Annotated in this window: 15 protein-coding genes and 3 tRNA genes; 14 read left to right on the top strand and 4 right to left on the bottom strand. The window is 30.6% G+C overall.

Annotated features, from left to right (window positions below; all coding sequences use genetic code 11):
* Positions 1-58: 58 nt before the first annotated feature.
* Positions 59-1,327, top strand: a complete 1,269-nt coding sequence (locus I0K12_RS19105; protein ID WP_196889751.1) for a hypothetical protein — start codon at positions 59-61, stop codon at positions 1,325-1,327.
* 125 nt (positions 1,328-1,452) lie between these two features.
* Here I0K12_RS19105 and I0K12_RS19100 read toward each other — a convergent pair.
* Positions 1,453-1,536, bottom strand: a tRNA-Leu gene (locus tag I0K12_RS19100).
* A 133-nt stretch (positions 1,537-1,669) separates the two neighbouring features.
* Positions 1,670-1,753 (bottom strand) — tRNA-Leu (locus I0K12_RS19095).
* A gap of 231 nt (positions 1,754-1,984) precedes the next feature.
* On the opposite strand from I0K12_RS19095, the gene cyoE reads away from it, so the two are divergent.
* The 10 genes from cyoE (at position 1,985) to tsaB (ending at position 9,280) form a co-directional block, all read left to right on the top strand.
* A complete protein-coding gene (cyoE, locus tag I0K12_RS19090) occupies positions 1,985-2,890 on the top strand; it encodes a heme o synthase (protein ID WP_196889750.1) in 906 nt (301 codons plus the stop codon).
* A gap of 70 nt (positions 2,891-2,960) precedes the next feature.
* Positions 2,961-3,485, top strand: a complete 525-nt coding sequence (locus tag I0K12_RS19085) for a heme-copper oxidase subunit III (protein WP_231372807.1) — start codon at positions 2,961-2,963, stop codon at positions 3,483-3,485.
* A gap of 59 nt (positions 3,486-3,544) precedes the next feature.
* Entirely contained in the window at positions 3,545-4,528 is a 984-nt protein-coding gene (locus I0K12_RS19080) for a cytochrome c oxidase subunit 3 (RefSeq protein WP_196889748.1), read from the top strand.
* 21 nt (positions 4,529-4,549) lie between these two features.
* On the top strand, positions 4,550-4,894 hold the full coding sequence (locus I0K12_RS19075) for a cytochrome C oxidase subunit IV family protein (RefSeq protein WP_196889747.1): 345 nt from the start codon (positions 4,550-4,552) through the stop codon (positions 4,892-4,894).
* A 68-nt stretch (positions 4,895-4,962) separates the two neighbouring features.
* Entirely contained in the window at positions 4,963-5,628 is a 666-nt protein-coding gene (locus tag I0K12_RS19070) for a hypothetical protein (RefSeq protein ID WP_196889746.1), read from the top strand.
* Complete coding sequence (locus I0K12_RS19065; protein ID WP_196889745.1) at positions 5,625-6,311, top strand: SCO family protein; 687 nt, start codon at positions 5,625-5,627, stop codon at positions 6,309-6,311. Before I0K12_RS19070 ends, I0K12_RS19065 begins: the two co-directional genes overlap by 4 nt.
* Positions 6,295-6,837: a DUF420 domain-containing protein gene (locus tag I0K12_RS19060; RefSeq protein ID WP_196889744.1), complete on the top strand. Its 543-nt coding sequence runs from the start codon at positions 6,295-6,297 to the stop codon at positions 6,835-6,837. The genes I0K12_RS19065 and I0K12_RS19060 overlap by 17 nt, the downstream gene beginning before the upstream one ends.
* A gap of 5 nt (positions 6,838-6,842) precedes the next feature.
* Positions 6,843-7,058 (top strand): hypothetical protein, encoded by a 216-nt coding sequence (locus tag I0K12_RS19055; RefSeq protein ID WP_196889743.1) that lies wholly within the window; start codon positions 6,843-6,845, stop codon positions 7,056-7,058.
* A 69-nt stretch (positions 7,059-7,127) separates the two neighbouring features.
* Entirely contained in the window at positions 7,128-8,486 is a 1,359-nt protein-coding gene (locus I0K12_RS19050) for a TolC family protein (protein WP_196889742.1), read from the top strand.
* 116 nt (positions 8,487-8,602) lie between these two features.
* Positions 8,603-9,280, top strand: a complete 678-nt coding sequence (tsaB, locus tag I0K12_RS19045) for a tRNA (adenosine(37)-N6)-threonylcarbamoyltransferase complex dimerization subunit type 1 TsaB (protein WP_196889741.1) — start codon at positions 8,603-8,605, stop codon at positions 9,278-9,280.
* Positions 9,281-9,317: 37 nt separating this feature from the next.
* Here the strand turns inward: tsaB and I0K12_RS19040 are convergent, their stop codons facing one another.
* Together I0K12_RS19040 and I0K12_RS19035 are read right to left on the bottom strand one after the other, a co-directional pair.
* Complete coding sequence (locus I0K12_RS19040) at positions 9,318-10,139, bottom strand: mechanosensitive ion channel family protein (RefSeq protein ID WP_196889740.1); 822 nt, start codon at positions 10,137-10,139, stop codon at positions 9,318-9,320.
* A gap of 7 nt (positions 10,140-10,146) precedes the next feature.
* The gene (locus tag I0K12_RS19035; protein WP_196889739.1) at positions 10,147-12,189 is read right to left on the bottom strand and encodes a thioredoxin domain-containing protein; all 2,043 of its coding nucleotides are present in this window, start codon (positions 12,187-12,189) and stop codon (positions 10,147-10,149) included.
* A 260-nt stretch (positions 12,190-12,449) separates the two neighbouring features.
* On the opposite strand from I0K12_RS19035, the gene I0K12_RS19030 reads away from it, so the two are divergent.
* The 3 genes from I0K12_RS19030 to I0K12_RS19020 form a co-directional block, all read left to right on the top strand.
* On the top strand, positions 12,450-14,696 hold the full coding sequence (locus I0K12_RS19030) for an inorganic phosphate transporter (RefSeq protein WP_196889738.1): 2,247 nt from the start codon (positions 12,450-12,452) through the stop codon (positions 14,694-14,696).
* Positions 14,697-14,790: 94 nt separating this feature from the next.
* Positions 14,791-14,863 (top strand) — tRNA-Met (locus I0K12_RS19025).
* A 340-nt stretch (positions 14,864-15,203) separates the two neighbouring features.
* Positions 15,204-18,230: hypothetical protein (locus I0K12_RS19020; protein ID WP_196889737.1), on the top strand; the 3,027-nt coding region annotated here is incomplete at its 3' end.

Genomic DNA, 18,230 nt, shown 5'->3' with positions numbered 1-18,230 from the left:
GAGATTTATTTAACGAAATGATTGAGTAACTTAAGGATACGAATTAAAAAGTTTTAAAATGATGAAAAATAGATACCTATTTGTAGTATTTCTTACAATTTTTTCGCTTATAGCTAGTTGTTCAGATGATGATGATGGTGGACAAACTCCTGTAGAACCAATTGTTGAAGATCCAGATTTAAATGTTCCTTTGGCAAATCAAGAAATCAATGCGCTTTTGGCTACTTACAAACAAGATTCAGGAAGAGATTTATTCAATCCGGATGCGCCAAGTAATTTTACTCCAGCACAAAATGTATTTATGCAAAATGCACTTTCGATAAATTTAGATCATAGTGCACCAACTGTAACTTTACCTATTTTTAAAGGAGTTGGACCTTTAGGTGGAACTGTTTATTATATTATTACAGAAGCTTCAGATTATAGTATTGCAAGAAGAATGGGAATTAATTATAGTCCAAAATTGAAATTTGCAAGAAACTCTGGAGGTGAACAAAAAATAACAGTTGATTCTGATGGAAGAGCTGTTTTTAAAGGACACGTAGATTTTTCACCAGTAAGATATATTGAACCAGGAGAAGGAGATTTTGCATTTCCTCCAAGGATTGCACAACCAGGAGCAGTTGGAGATTCAGATTATTCGCCAGTAGTTGTTCTTCCAAGTAATTTAGTTTTAAACTTAAGTCCTGTGAAAAATGAAACTGGAGTTCATGATAGACTTCCAGATGGAGAAAATTCTATTGATGAAGATGAATTTAAAGTTACTTTACAAATTTTAGATGGTTTTCAAGGAGGAACACCTTATTATTATCATTTAGTAACAGATGCTGTAAATGAAGTTCCTGCTACAATTGAGTTAGGAATTCATGCTCCAAGATTAGCAAATGTTCCAAAGTTTGGTTTTTCAAGTATAGGAGATGAATCTGCTTTGTTAGGATTTTCACCAGTTGGAAATGGAATTGATGGAATTGATGATCCGCAAAGACAAGGTTTAAGTTCTGCAATTTTGAGTGATCAAAATGGTTCTGGAGCTTTAGCGCCAAAAGACCCAATTAATGTTTTCCCGATTGAGCCTAATAATAATTTAGAAAATGGAAATAATTATAGTCCACTTTGGGATGCACATATCAGTAAATGGACACAAGAAGCAATTGATCAAAATAAAAGAAGAAGAATTACAAGTTTTGAAGATTTAAAATCATTGATAGATGCAGGTTGGGTAGTAAGTTTTACACCTGATGCTGGACCAGAGAATCCATATGTTTTTGGATTAAATGCTAGTAATGCAATTATAAATTGTCCTGTAATAGCACATCCTTCTAATTAGAAAAATTAAGATTTACAATATTTAGAATAAAAAAAGTCACATAAACGGAATGTCTATGTGACTTTTCTATTACAGATAAATAATTGCAAAAAAAAAATCCTGATAAGATTATCAGGATTTTTTCGTACTCGGGATGGGACTTGAACCCATACGGACTAATGTCCACTGGATTTTAAGTCCAGCGTGTCTACCAATTCCACCACCCGAGCATTTTGTTTTTTTAGCTCTTGAGTTTTAATTTCTTAGAACTTGCATTGCTTTGTCAATGCGGGTGCAAATATAAAACTTATTTTTTATTTGCCAAACTTTTTTTAAAAAAAATAAAAAAAGTTTTTTAATGAGTACTCGGGATGGGACTTGAACCCATACGACCTAATGGTCACTGGATTTTAAGTCCAGCGTGTCTACCAATTCCACCACCCGAGCATATATTTTTATGTTCTAAAAAAGAATTTCAAAATGTTAAATTTTGATCTCTTTTTGTGATTCCGTATTTTAAAGAACTTTGTTGCTTGATTGCGGATGCAAATGTAAAACAATTTTTTTAACTACCAAGAAAAAAATGAAAAAAAATAAAAAAAAGTTTGAAAAGAACTATAATAAAGGTTGTTATTAAATAAATAAAAAATATCTTTGCACAGATTTTAATCGAGTTTTATGCAAACTACATCTAGTACCATAGAAAAGAAAGTGAGTTTAGTAAGAATTATAAATGATTTTAAGGAGATCACAAAAATGCGCTTATCAGTTAGTGTAGTGTTCTCTTCCATCATCGGATATTTATTGGGAGCAGAAAATATTCAAATTTCTGTTTTGATTCTTTTAGCAATTGGTGGTTATTTGGCGGTTGGAGCATCTAATACTTTTAATCAGATTATAGAAAAGGATGTAGATGCACAAATGAAACGTACGAAGAACAGACCACTTCCAGCAGGAAGAATGACTGTGAATACAGCCTTGGTTATTGGAATCATCTGTACAATTCTTGGAATTTATATTCTTTACACTATCAATCCAAGAACAGCACTTTTTGGAGCAATCTCTATTTTTATATATGTAAGTGTATATACACCGTTGAAAGCAATTACACCATTAACAGTTTGGGTAGGAGCAATTCCAGGAGCAATTCCTTTTATGTTAGGATGGGTTGCTGCAACAAATGAATTCTCAATAGAGCCAGGAACATTATTCTTAATTCAGTTCTTTTGGCAATTTCCACACTTTTGGGCTATTGGTTGGTTAGCACATGATGAGTACAAGAAAGTAGGATACAACATGCTTCCTATGGGAAAAAAAGATGAAAGAGCTGTGATACAGATTATTCTTTATACAATTTGTATGATTGTTTTTTCTGTAATGCCTGCTTTTGGAGTTACAGGAAGATTACATCTTTCAACGGTTTCAGGAGTTTTAGTTTTCCTTTTAGGACTAATGATGCTTTTCTATGCTGTAAAACTTTATAGAGAAAAAACAGATAAAGTGGCGAGACAATTAATGTTTTCGAGCTTGATCTACATTACTTTGATTCAGATTATTTTTGTGGTAGATAAATTTCTACACTAATTATTTATAAAACATGGATATTACATTAGATAAAGAATTAAAACAAGCCAAACGTAAAACAGCAAAGCCAATGCTGTGGATCGCTATCGTAAGTATGGTGATGATGTTTGCAGGATTAACAAGTGCTTATATTGTAAGTAGTTCGCGCGAGGACTGGGTAAGTTTCGAGATGCCAACGGCTTTTTATATCAGTACAGCATTAATCTTGTTAAGTAGTACAAGCTTTTTTATGGCGAAAAAGTTTATTAAACAAGATAATAGACAATTAACAACAGTAATGTTATTAGCAACTTTAGCACTGGGAATTGCTTTTGTTGTATTTCAGTTTATTGGATATAACCAATTAATTGATTCAGGATTATATTTAACAGGTGAGAAAAGTAGAATATCATCTTCTCTATTTTATGTGATTTCTTTTGCACATTTATTACACATTATTGCTGGTGTTATCGTTGTTTCTGTGGTTATTTTTAACCATTTTAGATTCAAATATAACTCGAGTGAAGTACTTGGAATAGAGCTTGGTAGTATCTTCTGGCACTTTTTGGATATCCTATGGATTGCACTGTTTTTATTTTTCTATTTGAAAGGATAATAAAATATTGTACTTTTGGCGAAACTATAAACTATAACTAAAAAATAAATATACTTTTTATGGAAGCAAATTATGCTGCTACAAACAATGAAGGAAAAACTTGGGATGGAGGAAGTGCCAAGCCTTTAGGAGCAAGCTATGGTAAAATGATGATGTGGTTCTTCATCATGTCGGATGCTCTTACATTTTCTGGTTTTTTAGCTGCTTATGGCTTAATGCGATTTAAATTTATCGATACTTGGCCAATCGCAGATGAAGTATTTACTCACATTCCTTTTATTCACGGAGATTACCCAATGTACTATGTGGCATTCATGTCATTCGTATTAATCTTCTCTTCTGTAACAATGGTATTAGCTGTTGATGCAGGAAAACAAATGAAGAAAGCAACTGTTGCTTTTTACATGTTCTTAACAATTTTAGGAGGTATTATCTTCGTAGGTTCTCAAGCTTGGGAGTGGAATACTTTTATTAAAGGATCTTATGGTGCAGTAAAATTAAACGACGGGAAAATCATCCAATTCGTTGATTCAAATGGACACAAAGTAGCTTTAGAAGATTTTGTAGCTGCAACACCTTATGGAGTTAGAGAGGAACACACGAGAGATAAAGGTTTATGGTTTGTTGAAGATAATAATTATAAAGAATATACTGTAGAGCAAGTAATTGCAGGTTTCAAAGCTCACCCAGAGTTAAGCATCGTTACAGAAAAGTTAAATCATGAGACAAGAGAGAAACAAATCGTTCCTCATGCTGAAGCTTTTGGATTCTTAAATGAAGCTAAAACAGTAGTAAAAGGTGCTAATTTAAAAGAGAATGAGTATGGAAATACGTTATTTGGAGATTTCTTCTTCTTCATTACAGGATTCCACGGATTCCACGTTATTTCTGGTATTGTATTAAATATCATCATCTTCTTCAATGTTCTTTTAGGAACTTATGAAAGAAGAGGACACTACGAAATGGTTGAGAAAGTTGGTTTATACTGGCACTTCGTAGATTTAGTATGGGTATTCGTATTTACATTCTTCTATTTAGTTTAATTTAAAAAATAAAAAATTAAAATGGCACACGCAGAATCACATAAAGCATTTATCTGGAAAGTATTCGGAATCTTATCTTTAATTACTGCAGTAGAAGTAATTTTAGGAATCGTAAAACCAGATGCATTATATTTAGGACAAATTTTAGGAACAAGTCCTTTGAACTGGATATTCATTATCTTAACTCTTATGAAAGCTTACGCTATTACATGGTACTTCATGCACATGGCAGATGAAAAAGCTAGTTTTAGAAGAGCAGTTGTATGGCCAACAGTTTTCTTAATAATTTACTTAGTAACATTATTATTAATTGAAGGTTCTTATTTACACGATGTTTTAAGCCCATTAGTTAAGTGGGATTACTAATAATATTTGAATAAAAAAAAAGAGGGTGGTTGTTAAAACCACCTTTTTTTGCTAATAACCCTAAGGAAATGAAAAAATTTGCAGTCTTATTCGGGATTTTTGTACTTCCGTTAATGTTTTACATTTTTCTTTCAACTGGAGATTATCAATCTTCATCTTTACCTGTTTTAACAAAAAATGTAAAAAATATCGAAGAATTGAAAGGGAACACAGAAGGTGTCTCTTATCGAAGAAAATTTACTGTTTTAACTTTTTTAGGAACAGATTATGCTCAAATTCAGGCTTCTGTTTTCAATTTAAACCAAACAATCTATAAGCGATATAACCAAAAAATGAGTGGAGGAAAATACTTATTTCAGGTTGTTGCTGTGTATCCGAAAGGAAATGAAGCTGTGGTGGAGAAAGTAAAAAAAGAATTAGGAACTTTTTCCAATACAGAACGTTGGTACTTTATCCCTGCAAGTTCTAATGAAATTGACGAACTTTTCACAAGTTTAGATAGTCCTTATAGTTTGGATGAAAATTATTTTACGAAATATGCTTTCATCATTGGTCAAAAAGGAAAACTTAGAGGAAGAACAGATGATGAAGATTATTATGATCAAAGACTTTATGGTTATGATATGACATCTGTTGCAGAGTTAAAAGATAAAATGATTGATGATATCAATATTTTATTTTATAAGTGGAGTAAAATCACAATGAAAAAAAAGAAAGAAAACGATAAATCATGAAAAAAAACTCATATATAGGAATTTCATTTATCATCTTGATTTTTGGAATTTATGTAGCATTTAATTTCAAGAATCAATTTTCTAAAACTTACAAAACAGAAAATAAAGAAGAAAGTGAAACATTGGTAACTTTTGAAAAAGTTCCAGATTTTTCTTTTACAAATCAAGAAGGAAAAACAATTACAAACAAAGATTTTGATGGAAAAGTTTATGTTTTAGAGTTTTTCTTCACTACTTGTCCAACGATTTGTCCGATTATGAATGACAACATGATGTTGGTACAAGAACAATATTATGGAAACAAAGATTTTGGAATTGCTTCTATTAGTATTAATCCAGAACATGATACTCCAGAAATATTAAAGAAATATGCAGAAGATCATAAAATCGAGCATAAAAACTGGCATTTGCTAACTGGACCAAAAGATAAGGTTTACGAGTTATCAAATACAGGTTTTAAATTATATGCAAATGAAAATCCGGAAGCTGAAGGAGGATTTGAGCATTCAGGTTTATTTGCTTTAATTGATAAAAACGGAAATATTCGTTCTAGAAAAATAGAAGAAGGTGGTTTTGAAAATCCAATTAAATTCTACGATGGATTGGATAAAAAACACATTCAGATGTTAAAAGAAGATATTGAAATACTACTAAAAGAAAATAAAGATGGAAGCAACAACTAGGCAACCAAAAGATATGAAGAAATACAATAAATGGATTATAATTTTATCAGTTGTGATTCCAGTTGTTGTAGCAATTTTATTTGGAGTAAAAATACCAAATGTAAAACCTCTTTCATTTTTACCACCTATTTATGCAACTATTAATGGAATTACAGCTTTCTTATTAGTTTTTGCAGTAATGGCAGTAAAGAAAGGGAAAATTAAACTTCATGAGAACTTAATCAAAGTTGCAATTGCTTGTTCAGTTGCCTTTTTAGGAATGTATGTTGCTTATCACATGACATCGGAGTCTACAAAATTTGGAGGCGAAGGATTTATTAAATATTTCTATTTATTTCTTTTATTATCTCATATTCTTTTATCAATTATTATCATTCCATTTGTATTGATAACTTACGTTAGAGGAATTACAAATAATGTAGAATTACATAGAAAAATCGCAAAAATTACTTTTCCAATGTGGTTTTATGTTGCGGTTACAGGAGTGGTTGTTTATATCATGATTAAACCATATTATATTCATTAATAGAGATGAAGAAAAAGATTAGTTTTATTTTATTTTCATTGTTTTCTATAACTTTTTATGGACAATGTGCCATGTGTAAAGCAGTTGTAGAAAACAGTGGGAATGAAAAAGCAGCTGAAAGTTTGAATACAGGGATTATGTGGTTGATGGTTTTTCCATACATTTTAGTGGGAGGATTGTTGTATGCTTTTTACAGATATAGAAAGAATCAAAAAAATTAACATAATTATTTGCATATTTTTGTGTTACAAATTTTATATTTAATCGTTAGAAATAGAAAATAATAACGAATGAAAGCTAAAATTGCTATTCTAAGTGCACTGTTTATATCAGCTTTTTCCTTTTCTCAAGAGAAGAAATGGAGCTTAGAAGATTGCGTAAACTATGCAATCGATAATAATATTACTATAAAACAAATGCAAGTGACTGCAGAATCTTCTGATCAAGATAGAATAGCTGCAGCAGGTCAGATGTTACCAAGCTTGGGAGCTTCTGCATCACAATCTTTCTCTTTTGGTTCGAGTATTAACCAGTTAAATGAGAGGGTTTCTAGTGATGTTTTACAATCAAGTTTTGGATTAAATACTTCCGTGACGCTTTTCAATGGTTTCAAGTTAAGAAACTCATATAAGCAATCTAAAATCTCGTATGAGTCTACACTTTTCGATGTGGCTTCTTCAGAAAATGATATTACCTTAAATATTGTAAATGGATATTTGACAATTCTTTTTGATAAAGAAAATTTAAATATCGCAGTTGCAAAATTAGAAATTACGGAAGAACAATTACGCAGAACAAAAGAATTGGTAGATGCAGGAAGTAAACCAAGAGTGGATCTTTATGATGTACAAGCTTCTTTGGCAAAAGACCAACAAAAAGTAGTAGAACAAGAAAATAAACTTCAATTATCAAAATTAAGTTTAGCACAATTACTTCAAATAGATTATCACAATTTTGAGATTCAGGAAGTAGAAGTAGGAATTCCTACAAGTGAAGTTTTACTAGAATCCGCAGATGATATCTATAAAACAGCTTTATCTTTTAGACCAGAAATTAAAAAAGCAGAAATTGGTCTTGATAATGCAAAGTTAGGTACACAAATTGCAAAAGCAGATTATTATCCGAGTTTATCTTTTTCAGCAGGATTGACTTCATTTTATATACACCAACAAGGTGCAAATGAAATTATCTTCAATCCGATGAGTAGAACATACATCGATAATAGATTTAAGGAACAAGTAAGTAATAACTTGAATAAATCTTTTCAGTTTTCACTTACGATTCCTATTTTTAACAAGTTAATGGTAAAAACAAATGTTGCCAAAGCAAAATTAAATTCAGAATTAGCAGAGTTGGAGTTATCAAGTCAAAAATTGGCTTTAGAACAAACAATTCAATCTGCATTTTTAGATGCTAGAGCAGCTTTAAAAACATATGAAGTTTCACAATTATCATTGGTAGCACAACAAAAATCTTTTGAAAATGCACAAATAAAATACAATTTAGGAAGCATGACCTCATTTGATTTTGATAAAGTGAAGCAAGAATTAATTGAAGCACAATCAACTTTGGTAAGAAGTAAATATGATTTTGTATTCAAAGTAAAAGTATTAGAATTCTATAAAGGAATGAATGTGACAGCAGAGTAAATAGTTTACGGTTTTATTTCTCTGAAAAGCATTTTAACTTTCTCGAAAGTTAGAATGCTTTTTTTTTTGAAATGAAGTATCTTTGCTTTTAATTAATAACAACAAAAGAATAAATTTTGGGATTAATTTTAAATATTGAAACAGCAACTAAAAACTGTTCTGTTAGTATTTCTAAAGATGGAGAAATATTGGTGATGAAAGAATTGAACAATGGAAACTATTCGCATGCGGAGATGTTGCATCCATTTATCAAAGAAATTATTTCAGAAGCTGATTTAACTTTTTCAGATTTAGATGCAGTTGCTGTAAGTAAAGGTCCAGGTTCTTATACTGGTTTAAGAATTGGAGTTTCGGCAGCAAAAGGATTTGCATATTCTCTTGATATTCCTCTTATTTCAGTTCCTACTTTAGAAGTTTTAGCAAATAGTATTTCTATAGATGAAGGTTCTATCGTTCCAATGTTAGATGCTCGAAGAATGGAAGTTTATTCAGCGATTTTCAATTCTAAAAAAGAACAAACAAGAGCTATTAAAGCTGAAATAATTGACGAAAATTCTTTTTCAGAAGTTTTAGAAAAAGAAAAAGTTCATTTTGTAGGAGATGCAGTAGAAAAATGTGAGGAAGTGATCAAGCATGAAAATGCTATTTTCTATGAAAGTAAATTCCCATCAGCAAAAGAAATGGGGAAACTAGCTGAAACGAAGTTTAAAAATGAAGAATTTGAAGATGTGGCTTACTTTGAACCTTTTTATTTAAAAGATTTTGTGGTAACTCCTTCAAAAAAGAAAATATAAAAGAAAAGCTGAATCGGGAAGATTCAGCTTTTTTGTTTTATGCATTATGATTGTATATGTGTAAATCTCTTTGTGGATAAGGAATTCCGATTTCTGCTTTGTCAAGTGCATATTTTGCTTTTTCCATCGTATCAAAATATACGTCGAAATAATCTGCTCCATTCACCCAACATCTCACGAAAATATTAACGCTATTATCAGCTAATTCATTAACTAAAGCTTCTGTTGCATGATCTTTTAGAACTTTATCGTTAGAATTTACAATATTTAATAAAATGTCTTTTGCTTGTTTAATATCCGCATCATAGCTGATTCCGAAAGTAAAATCAATTCTACGAGTTCCTTCAGCACTATAATTCACAATATTTCCATTAGATAAAGCTCCATTAGGAATAATTACTAATTTGTTATCTGGAGTAAGAAGTTTTGTAACGAAAATATCGATTTCTTTTACTTTTCCAGTATAACCTTGTGCTTCGATAACTTCTCCAACTTTAAATGGTTTAAAAATCATCAACATTACACCTCCAGCAAAGTTCGAAAGCGAACCTTTTAAAGCTAAACCAATAGCAAGACCAGCAGTACCTAAAATAGCTAAGAAAGATGAAGTAGGAACTCCAAGTTTTTCTACAACCATGATGAATAATAAAGCTTTTAAAGTCCAGTTCAGAAGATCACCTAAGAATTTTTGAAGCGTTTCAGAAGTTTTAGTACGATGCATTATTTTTTTGAAAACATTTCGAATTATTTTAATTAAAATAATACCGACAATAAAAATAATTACTGCGTAAGCAACTTTAGGGATTGCTTCCCTAATGATCTGATTAAATTCCGTAAGTTTTTTAAAAAAATTATCCATTTGTTTATTAAAGTTTAAAATTTATATCATTTATACTTTTTAAAAAATCCGTTTGGGGTAGATTACAATTCTTATTTTTGCAAATATATACTTTAGTATCAATACTTTCTCTCGATTTTAATAGAGGAATCTCACTACTTTTTGTATTTCCTGCTAAAATTATATTCGGAATATATTTTTTTCTGAATTTAGTTGAAATTTCTGTAATATCTTTTCCAGATATCGCAATTTCATAAAATTCTCCAATAAAATTACACATTAAAATCAACCAGTTAGAAAAACCGGAACCATAAGTTTCTATTTGATCTTGAATATTATGCAGCATTTGCTTTGAAACTTCTGAATAATGTGCATTTGAAAAAAATAATCCAAGTTTGAAGAGATTATTAGCCATCATAGAATTTGAGGAAGGAATGACATTATCTTCAATTTCGATTTTTTTGCTGATTAAATCTTTGTCTAAATCAGAAGTGAAATAAAACATTTTATTTTTTGAATTATAAAAATGATCAAAAGTATAATCGGTTAGTTTTTTTGCTTCAAGAAGCCATTTTTCTTCAAATGTAGCTTCATAAAGAGAAATAAAAGCATCAATTACAGTTGCATAATCTTCCAAATATCCGTTAATGCTACTTTTTCCATTTTTATAATTATGAAATAGTTTAGCATTTTCATCCAATTGTTTGTTTAAAATGAAATTCGCATTCTTTTTCGCAATTTCTAGAAAATGTTCATCCTGAAAAACTTTATGAGCATCCACATATCCTTTCAACATTAAAGCATTCCAAGAAGTCAAAGTTTTATCATCTAATCTAGGTTTATTTCTTTTTTCTCTCTCATGAAATAACATAGATTTCCAATTTTGTACTTTCATTTTTAAATCAGAAATAGGAATAGAATGCTTTTTTGAAAAACTTTCATCACTCTCTTTTCGGATTAAAACAAAATGTTCTTTTTCCCATAAACCATAATTATTAACATTATAGTAATCTTCAAAAAGAGTAGATTCTTCCCCTAAAAGAACTTTTAATTCCTCTTTTTTCCAAACATAAAAAGCTCCTTCTTCCAGAATATTTTCATCATTTAAACTATCTGCATCCAAAGAAGAATAAAATGCTCCTTCGTCATTCATTAATTCTCTTTCGATGAATTTTGTAGTTTCATAAATAACTTCTTTGTATAAACTGTTTTTGGTTAAAGAAAAGGCTTCACTGTATAAACTTACCAATTGTCCGTTATCATAAAGCATTTTTTCAAAATGAGGAACATGCCATTTTGTATCTACAGAATATCTGGAGAATCCACCACCAATTTGATCGAAAATTCCACCAAAAGCTATATGATTTAATGAAGTTTCTATATAATTCATCAATTCTTTGTCTTCTGTCTGAAAAGCATAGCGCATTAAAAATTGATAATTATTTGGAAGTGGAAATTTTGGAGCAGATTTTTTTCCTCCTAAATTAAAATCCATGTGCTTTTTCCAATTTTCTACAGTTTTTTTAAGTGTTTTCCTAGAAAATTCAGGACTTGATTCTTTGATGTCAATTAAATTTGCTTCTTGAATCCCTTCTGTAAGTTGTTCTGCGTATTCATAAACTCTTTCTGGAGAATTTTTATAAACTTCAATTAATTGTTGCAAAGACTCTATCCAATTTTCTTTAGAAACAAAAGTTGCTCCCCAAATTGGTCGACCATCTGGAAGTGCTACAATATTAAGAGGCCAACCACCTTTTCCTGTCATAAACTGAAGTGCTTGCATGTAAATTTGATCTACATCTGGACGTTCTTCACGATCTACTTTAATATTGATGAAATTTCTATTCATGATTTCAGCAACTTCCTTATTTTCGAAACATTCTTTTTCCATCACATGACACCAATGACAGGCTGCATAACCGATAGAGATAATAATTAATTTATTTTCTTTGTCAGCTGCTTGAAGATGTGTATCTTGCCACGGTTTCCAAAAAACGGGATTTTCTGCATGTTGTAGAAGATAAGGGCTTGTTTCAGAAGCCAATAAATTAGAGTGTTTTTTTTGAGACATTGTAAAGTTTTAAAATTTAACGCAACTAATAATAAGTTAAGGATTTAAGATTTATCTTGAATCTTTTTTGTGTTTAATAGGTAATATTTTATCAAAAAAATATTTGTAATCTGATTCAGATACAAATTAATTAAAAATAAGAATGTGAATTTGTGTAAAATTGCCACAAAAAAATATGTGTTAGTAACATTTTAATAACATAAATTGCTTTGCGGTTTACTAATTTTGCACCTCAATTAATATAAATTTTTAGTAGCTCAATGGGAGATATTTATATTTTAATGCTTATAGCTTTAGGAGTTTTAGCTTTAGTTGATTTAGTAGTTGGTGTTAGTAATGATGCGGTGAATTTTTTAAATTCAGCTATTGGATCTAAAGCTATCCCGATTAAAACAATCATGATAATTGCAAGTATTGGTATTGCAATGGGAGCATTAACGTCGAGTGGACTTATGGAAGTAGCTCGAAAAGGAATCTTTGTACCAAGTGAATTTTTCTTCGATGAAATTATGTTCATCTTTATGGCAGTAATGATAACCGATGTTATTCTGCTCGATGTGTTTAACAGCTTGGGAATGCCAACTTCGACCACGGTTTCTATCGTATTTGAGTTATTAGGAGCTTCTGTAGCAATGGCTTTGATAAAAATCCTAGGAAATAACGAAGAAACAGTTTCACATTTAGGAAAGTATATCAATTCAGGAAAAGCTTTGGAGATTATTATGGGTATTTTACTATCTGTGGTAGTTGCATTTTCTATTGGAGCCATAGTTCAGTTAGTTTCTAGGTTGATTTATTCTTTCAATTATGACAAGAAAAAAAATTATGTAAATGCAATATTTGGAGGAATTGCAATTACTGCAATTACATATTTTATCATCATTAAAGGATTAAAAGGAACTGAATTTTACAGTGATTTTAAAGGAATTATTGATGGGAATTTATTATTAATTCTTCTAGGAGGATTTATTTTATGGACTGTAATTTCTCAATTATTAATTAGTTTATTTAAAGTAAATATTCTAAAAGTAATTATTGGAATCGGAACATTCTCATTAGCGATGGCATTCGCAGGAAATGATTTAGTAAACTTTATTGGAGTTCCGATTGCAGCATTAGGTTCTTATGATTTATGGTTAGAATCAGGATTACCAGCATCAGAATTTGCAATGGGAAGCTTAGCAGGAAAAGTAGAAACTCCAACAATTTTATTACTTATAGCTGGTACTGTGATGGTAGTAACATTATGGTTCTCTAAAAAAGCAAAAGCGGTGATTGAGACAGGGATTAATCTTTCTAGACAAGGAGATGGACATGAGAAATTCCAACCAAATACACCAGCACGTTTCTTAGTAAGAGCTGCTGTAAATATCAATAAAGGAATTGTATTCATTCTTCCTAAACCAACAAGAGAGTGGATGGATTCAAAATTTGAAAAACCAGTAATTAACTTGCCAAAAGATAAGACTTATGAGATGCCAGCATTCGATTTAGTTCGTGCATCTGTAAACTTAGTAGTAGCGGCAATCTTGATTTCAATTGGTACTTCTTTAAAATTACCATTATCTACAACTTACGTAACATTTATGGTAGCAATGGGTACTTCTTTAGCAGATAGAGCTTGGGGGAGAGAAAGTGCTGTATATCGTGTTGCAGGAGTATTAAATGTAATTGGAGGATGGTTTGTAACTGCAATGATGGCATTCATTACAGCAGCAATCGTTTTATACTTTATCCAATTAGGAGGAATTGTTTCTGTTTCTGTTCTTTTAATTTTAGTATTTACTCTTTTAGGAAGAAATTATGTTAAGCATAAGAAGAAAGAGCAACAAGAGAAAGAGAAGAAAATGATCAAGAAAGAAGAGATTAACTCAATTCAAGGAGTAATTGATGAGAGTTCTGCTCATATTGCTGAAGTTGTTCAACGTGTTGGGAAGCTTTATACAAATGTAGTAGATGACTTAGCTCTTCAAGATTTAAATAAATTAAAGAAAACTGAAAAACACGTAAGAAAACTAAATAATGAAATAGATGAATTAAAAGGAGATGTATTCTACTTTATTAAATCACTGAATGAATCTTCAGTAGAGGCAAGTAGATTTTATATTCTTGTTTTAGGTTACTTACAAGATATTGCACAAGCAATTGATTATATTTCTAGAATTAGTTTCAAACACGTTTATAATAATCATAAAGACCTTAAGAAAGGACAGATTAAAGATCTTAAGAATATCAACAATGAATTAAATGAGATGTTGATGGATATCAAAGAAATCTTTGAAAATAGATCTTTTGGAGATATTACAGTTGTTTTAAATGAAAAGAGAGATTTAATTGAAAATGTTTCTAAATTAATTCAAAAGCAGGTTGATCGTATTCGTACGGATGAAACAAGTCCTAAGAACACAACTTTATATTTTAGTATTTTGTTAGAAACAAAAGATTTAACATCAGCGATATTAAATTTATTACAACTTTATGAAGATTTTTATAAAACTTCAAAATAAATTATAAAATGAAAGAGGATTTGTAAAAATCCTCTTTTTTTGTTTTAGCCCTTGTGAGGCTTGAAAAAAGTATATATATTTGCACCATAAATATCGCGGGATAGAGCAGTAGGCAGCTCGTCGGGCTCATAACCCGAAGGTCACAGGTTCGAGTCCTGTTCCCGCTACTATCACAAAGCCAACTCAATTTGAGTTGGCTTTTTTTTTTACTTCTTATTTTTTATAAGGGTATATTTTTTTATATTGCGCTCCAAATCTTGTTTAAACAATTATTTTATGGAAAATAAATACTCTTATTTCATACACTTACTCAGAAAAAATATGATAATTATTAATTATTTTGAAAAACAAGTGTGAAAAAAACACAAAAAAAATAATTTAACAAATAATATTGAAATTCATAAATGTTAACGAATTTTAATATTATATATATTATTATAATTTTTTTTAATTATCCTACGTTATTAATATATCTATGGTGATAATTGTAAAAATTTCTGACTAAAAATGAAAATAAACAAATTAACTTTTTATATTACATTTTTACTATTTTTTATATATAATAGTAATTATTCTCAAAGTGATAATTCTACGTACGATGAAGCAAAACCATTCTGTGCGGATGAAGGATTATTATTTCCAAACGTACATGATGGAAGTACAGCGGAATCAGGTCCAAACTACTCTTGTTTAGGGTCTCAGCCAAATGTAGCATGGTATTATTTACAAATTAGTACATCAGGTTTAATTGAATTAACAATTTCTCAAAATACAGAAGCAGATGGTTCAGGAGCAGGTCTAGATGTTGATTTTATTTGTTGGGGACCTTTTACAGATACTGCTAGTGTTACAGATGCTGATTTAAATACTCCAAATGAAATAGATTGTAGTTATTCAGCTGCGCCAGTAGAGGAATGTGTTATTCCTAATGCTATTGTTGGGGAGTTCTATCTAATAGCAATTACAAATTATAATGGTTCGGCAGGTTATATTACAGTTGAACAAACTAAAGGAGGGGGATCAACAAATTGTGAAATTTTAGCTCCTATTACAGATCATGAATTATGTGAAGGAGAAACATTAGAATTAGACGCAACCCCAATTAATAACCCTCTAGGTAATGAATTATCGTACCAATGGACTTTATTAAATGAAGCTACAGGGCTTCATGAAGATATTGTAGGTGAAGATGAAGCAACTATTTCAATCACGACATCTGGAACTTATGGAGTTAATATAACAGATACTGTTTTAGGTGATGTTATTTTTGAAGATGGAGTTATTACTTTCCACGAGGTAGCTGAAATAACAGCTGATATAGATGATATTTTAGCATGTGAATTAGGAGATGAAACTTTTGATTTTCCAACAATGTTGGATGCAGAAGTTTTAACTGGTTTAGATGCAACATTATTTTCAGTTTCATATCATACAACTGAAGATGATGCAAACAATAATGAAAATCCAATTACAGGAAACTATACAACAACTACAACAGGAACAATTTGGGTTCGTGTTGAAAATGTAAATTCTACAGATTGTTTTTCAACAACAAGTTTTGAATTAAACGAACATCCTGAAGTTACAGTAAATACCCCAAATGATTTATTTGTATGTGAAAATATTTTAGTACATGATTTAACAGTACAAAATGATGTAATCAATAACTCAGGAAATGTAACAATTACTTATTTTGATAATGCAGGAGTAGAAATTGTTTCACCAGCTAGTTATATTGGAGCAAATGGAGATACAATTACCGCTAAAGTTGTAGATAATACGACTAACTGTGAAGCTGAAACTACTTTCCAAATTTGGATTAATGATTTACCTGTAGTTACTGTACCAGCTAATATGGTTCAGTGTGCAGATAATACAACTTTTGATTTAACATCGCAAGATGGATTAGTAACAACAGAAACAGGAGTTACTATTACATACTATAATGCAGCAGGAGATGAAATTACTACTGCAGATGCTTATACAGGAGCCAATAATGAAGTAATTACAGCAACTGTTACAAATGATACTACAACTTGTGAAGATTCTGTAACTTTCGAGTTAATTTTAAACCCACTTCCAGTTGTAACACCTACTTATTCAATATCTGATTGTGATTTAGATCAAGATGGGTTAATCACTTGGGATATTTCTTTACAAACAACAATTTTAGATAATGCAGGAGCTTACACAGTTACTTATTATTCTGATGCTGCATTGACAACAGAAATTACAAATTTAAATACATATGTTTCAGGAGATGCATCAGTTTTTTATCAATTAGAAGATAATGTAACAGGATGTCAGAATTCTGGATTATTTAATTTAGAATTAGGAGCACAACCTGTAGTTGAGCCTTCATATCAATATGAGCTTTGTGATGATTTGGTTGCAGATGGAATTCGTTCATTTGATTTAACATCTTTAGATGCACAAATTATCGGTTCGAATTTTAATACAGCAGTTTCTTATTATGAAGTATTAGATTTTGCCCCAGGAGCAGATTTACCAACAAGTCCTGCTATTACAAATCCTTCAGATTATGTTTCGGGAACGAATACAATTTTCGGATATGTTTACGATGTTTCAAGTGGATGTTGGACAACAACAGAAATTAATTTAGTCGTTGGAGAAATTCCAGTTGTGAATTTAGATATCACACATTATGAATTATGTGATGATGATTATGATGGGTACACTTTATTTAACTTATCTACAAAAGAGGCAGAGATTTTAGCTCCAGCAGCAAATCCAGCAACAGCAATTGTAGAGTATTATAATACACAAGACGATGCTTTAGCAGGTGTAAATCAAATTGTAGCACCAAATATTGTGAACTATCAAAATGCGACACAAAATGTTCACCAAGTATGGGTGAAAGTGTCTTATGATGTTAGTGAATGTGCAGCATATACAAGTTTTTATGTAATTGTGCATCCAAAACCATTAATCAATGAGGTGAATAATATTGAAATGTGTGATGATGGAGATGGTTCTGTTGCTTTTGACTTAACAAATACGCAGACAACAGAGGAGATTTTAAATGGTCAAAATGGAATTAGCATCACTTACTTCACAGATTTAAACGAAGCAAACCAAGCAGTAATCGATGAAGCAAATGGAAACGTAGGATCATTTGCTTATATCGCTACACCAGATAATTTTGAAAATACAGTAACACCAGTTCAGACAATTTATGCAGTACTGAAAAATGATGTTACAGGATGTGGAACGGTAACACCTTTTAATATTGAAGTCTTACCACAGCCAGAATTCCCAGACGAACTACAGACTTTAGAGGTTTGTGAGGATGATATCAACGACGGAATCACGACCGTTTATTTAACAGATGCAGATGCTTATTATAATGCATCTACACCAGGATTTATTGTGACTTATCACCATACAGAGGCAGACGCATTTGATGGATTGAATGCAATCGCATCCCCTTATATTAACAATGCAACACCAGATAATTTCACAGTTTGGGTACGTTTAGAAAATAATGTGACACACTGTTTTGATATCACGACT

It is taken from the genome of Aureivirga sp. CE67, assembly GCF_015767245.1.
In the GTDB taxonomy this organism is placed as follows: Bacteria; Bacteroidota; Bacteroidia; order Flavobacteriales; family Flavobacteriaceae; genus Aureivirga.
The sequence above is the reverse complement of the archived record's forward strand: the minus strand, read 5'-3'. Positions and strand labels throughout refer to the sequence as shown.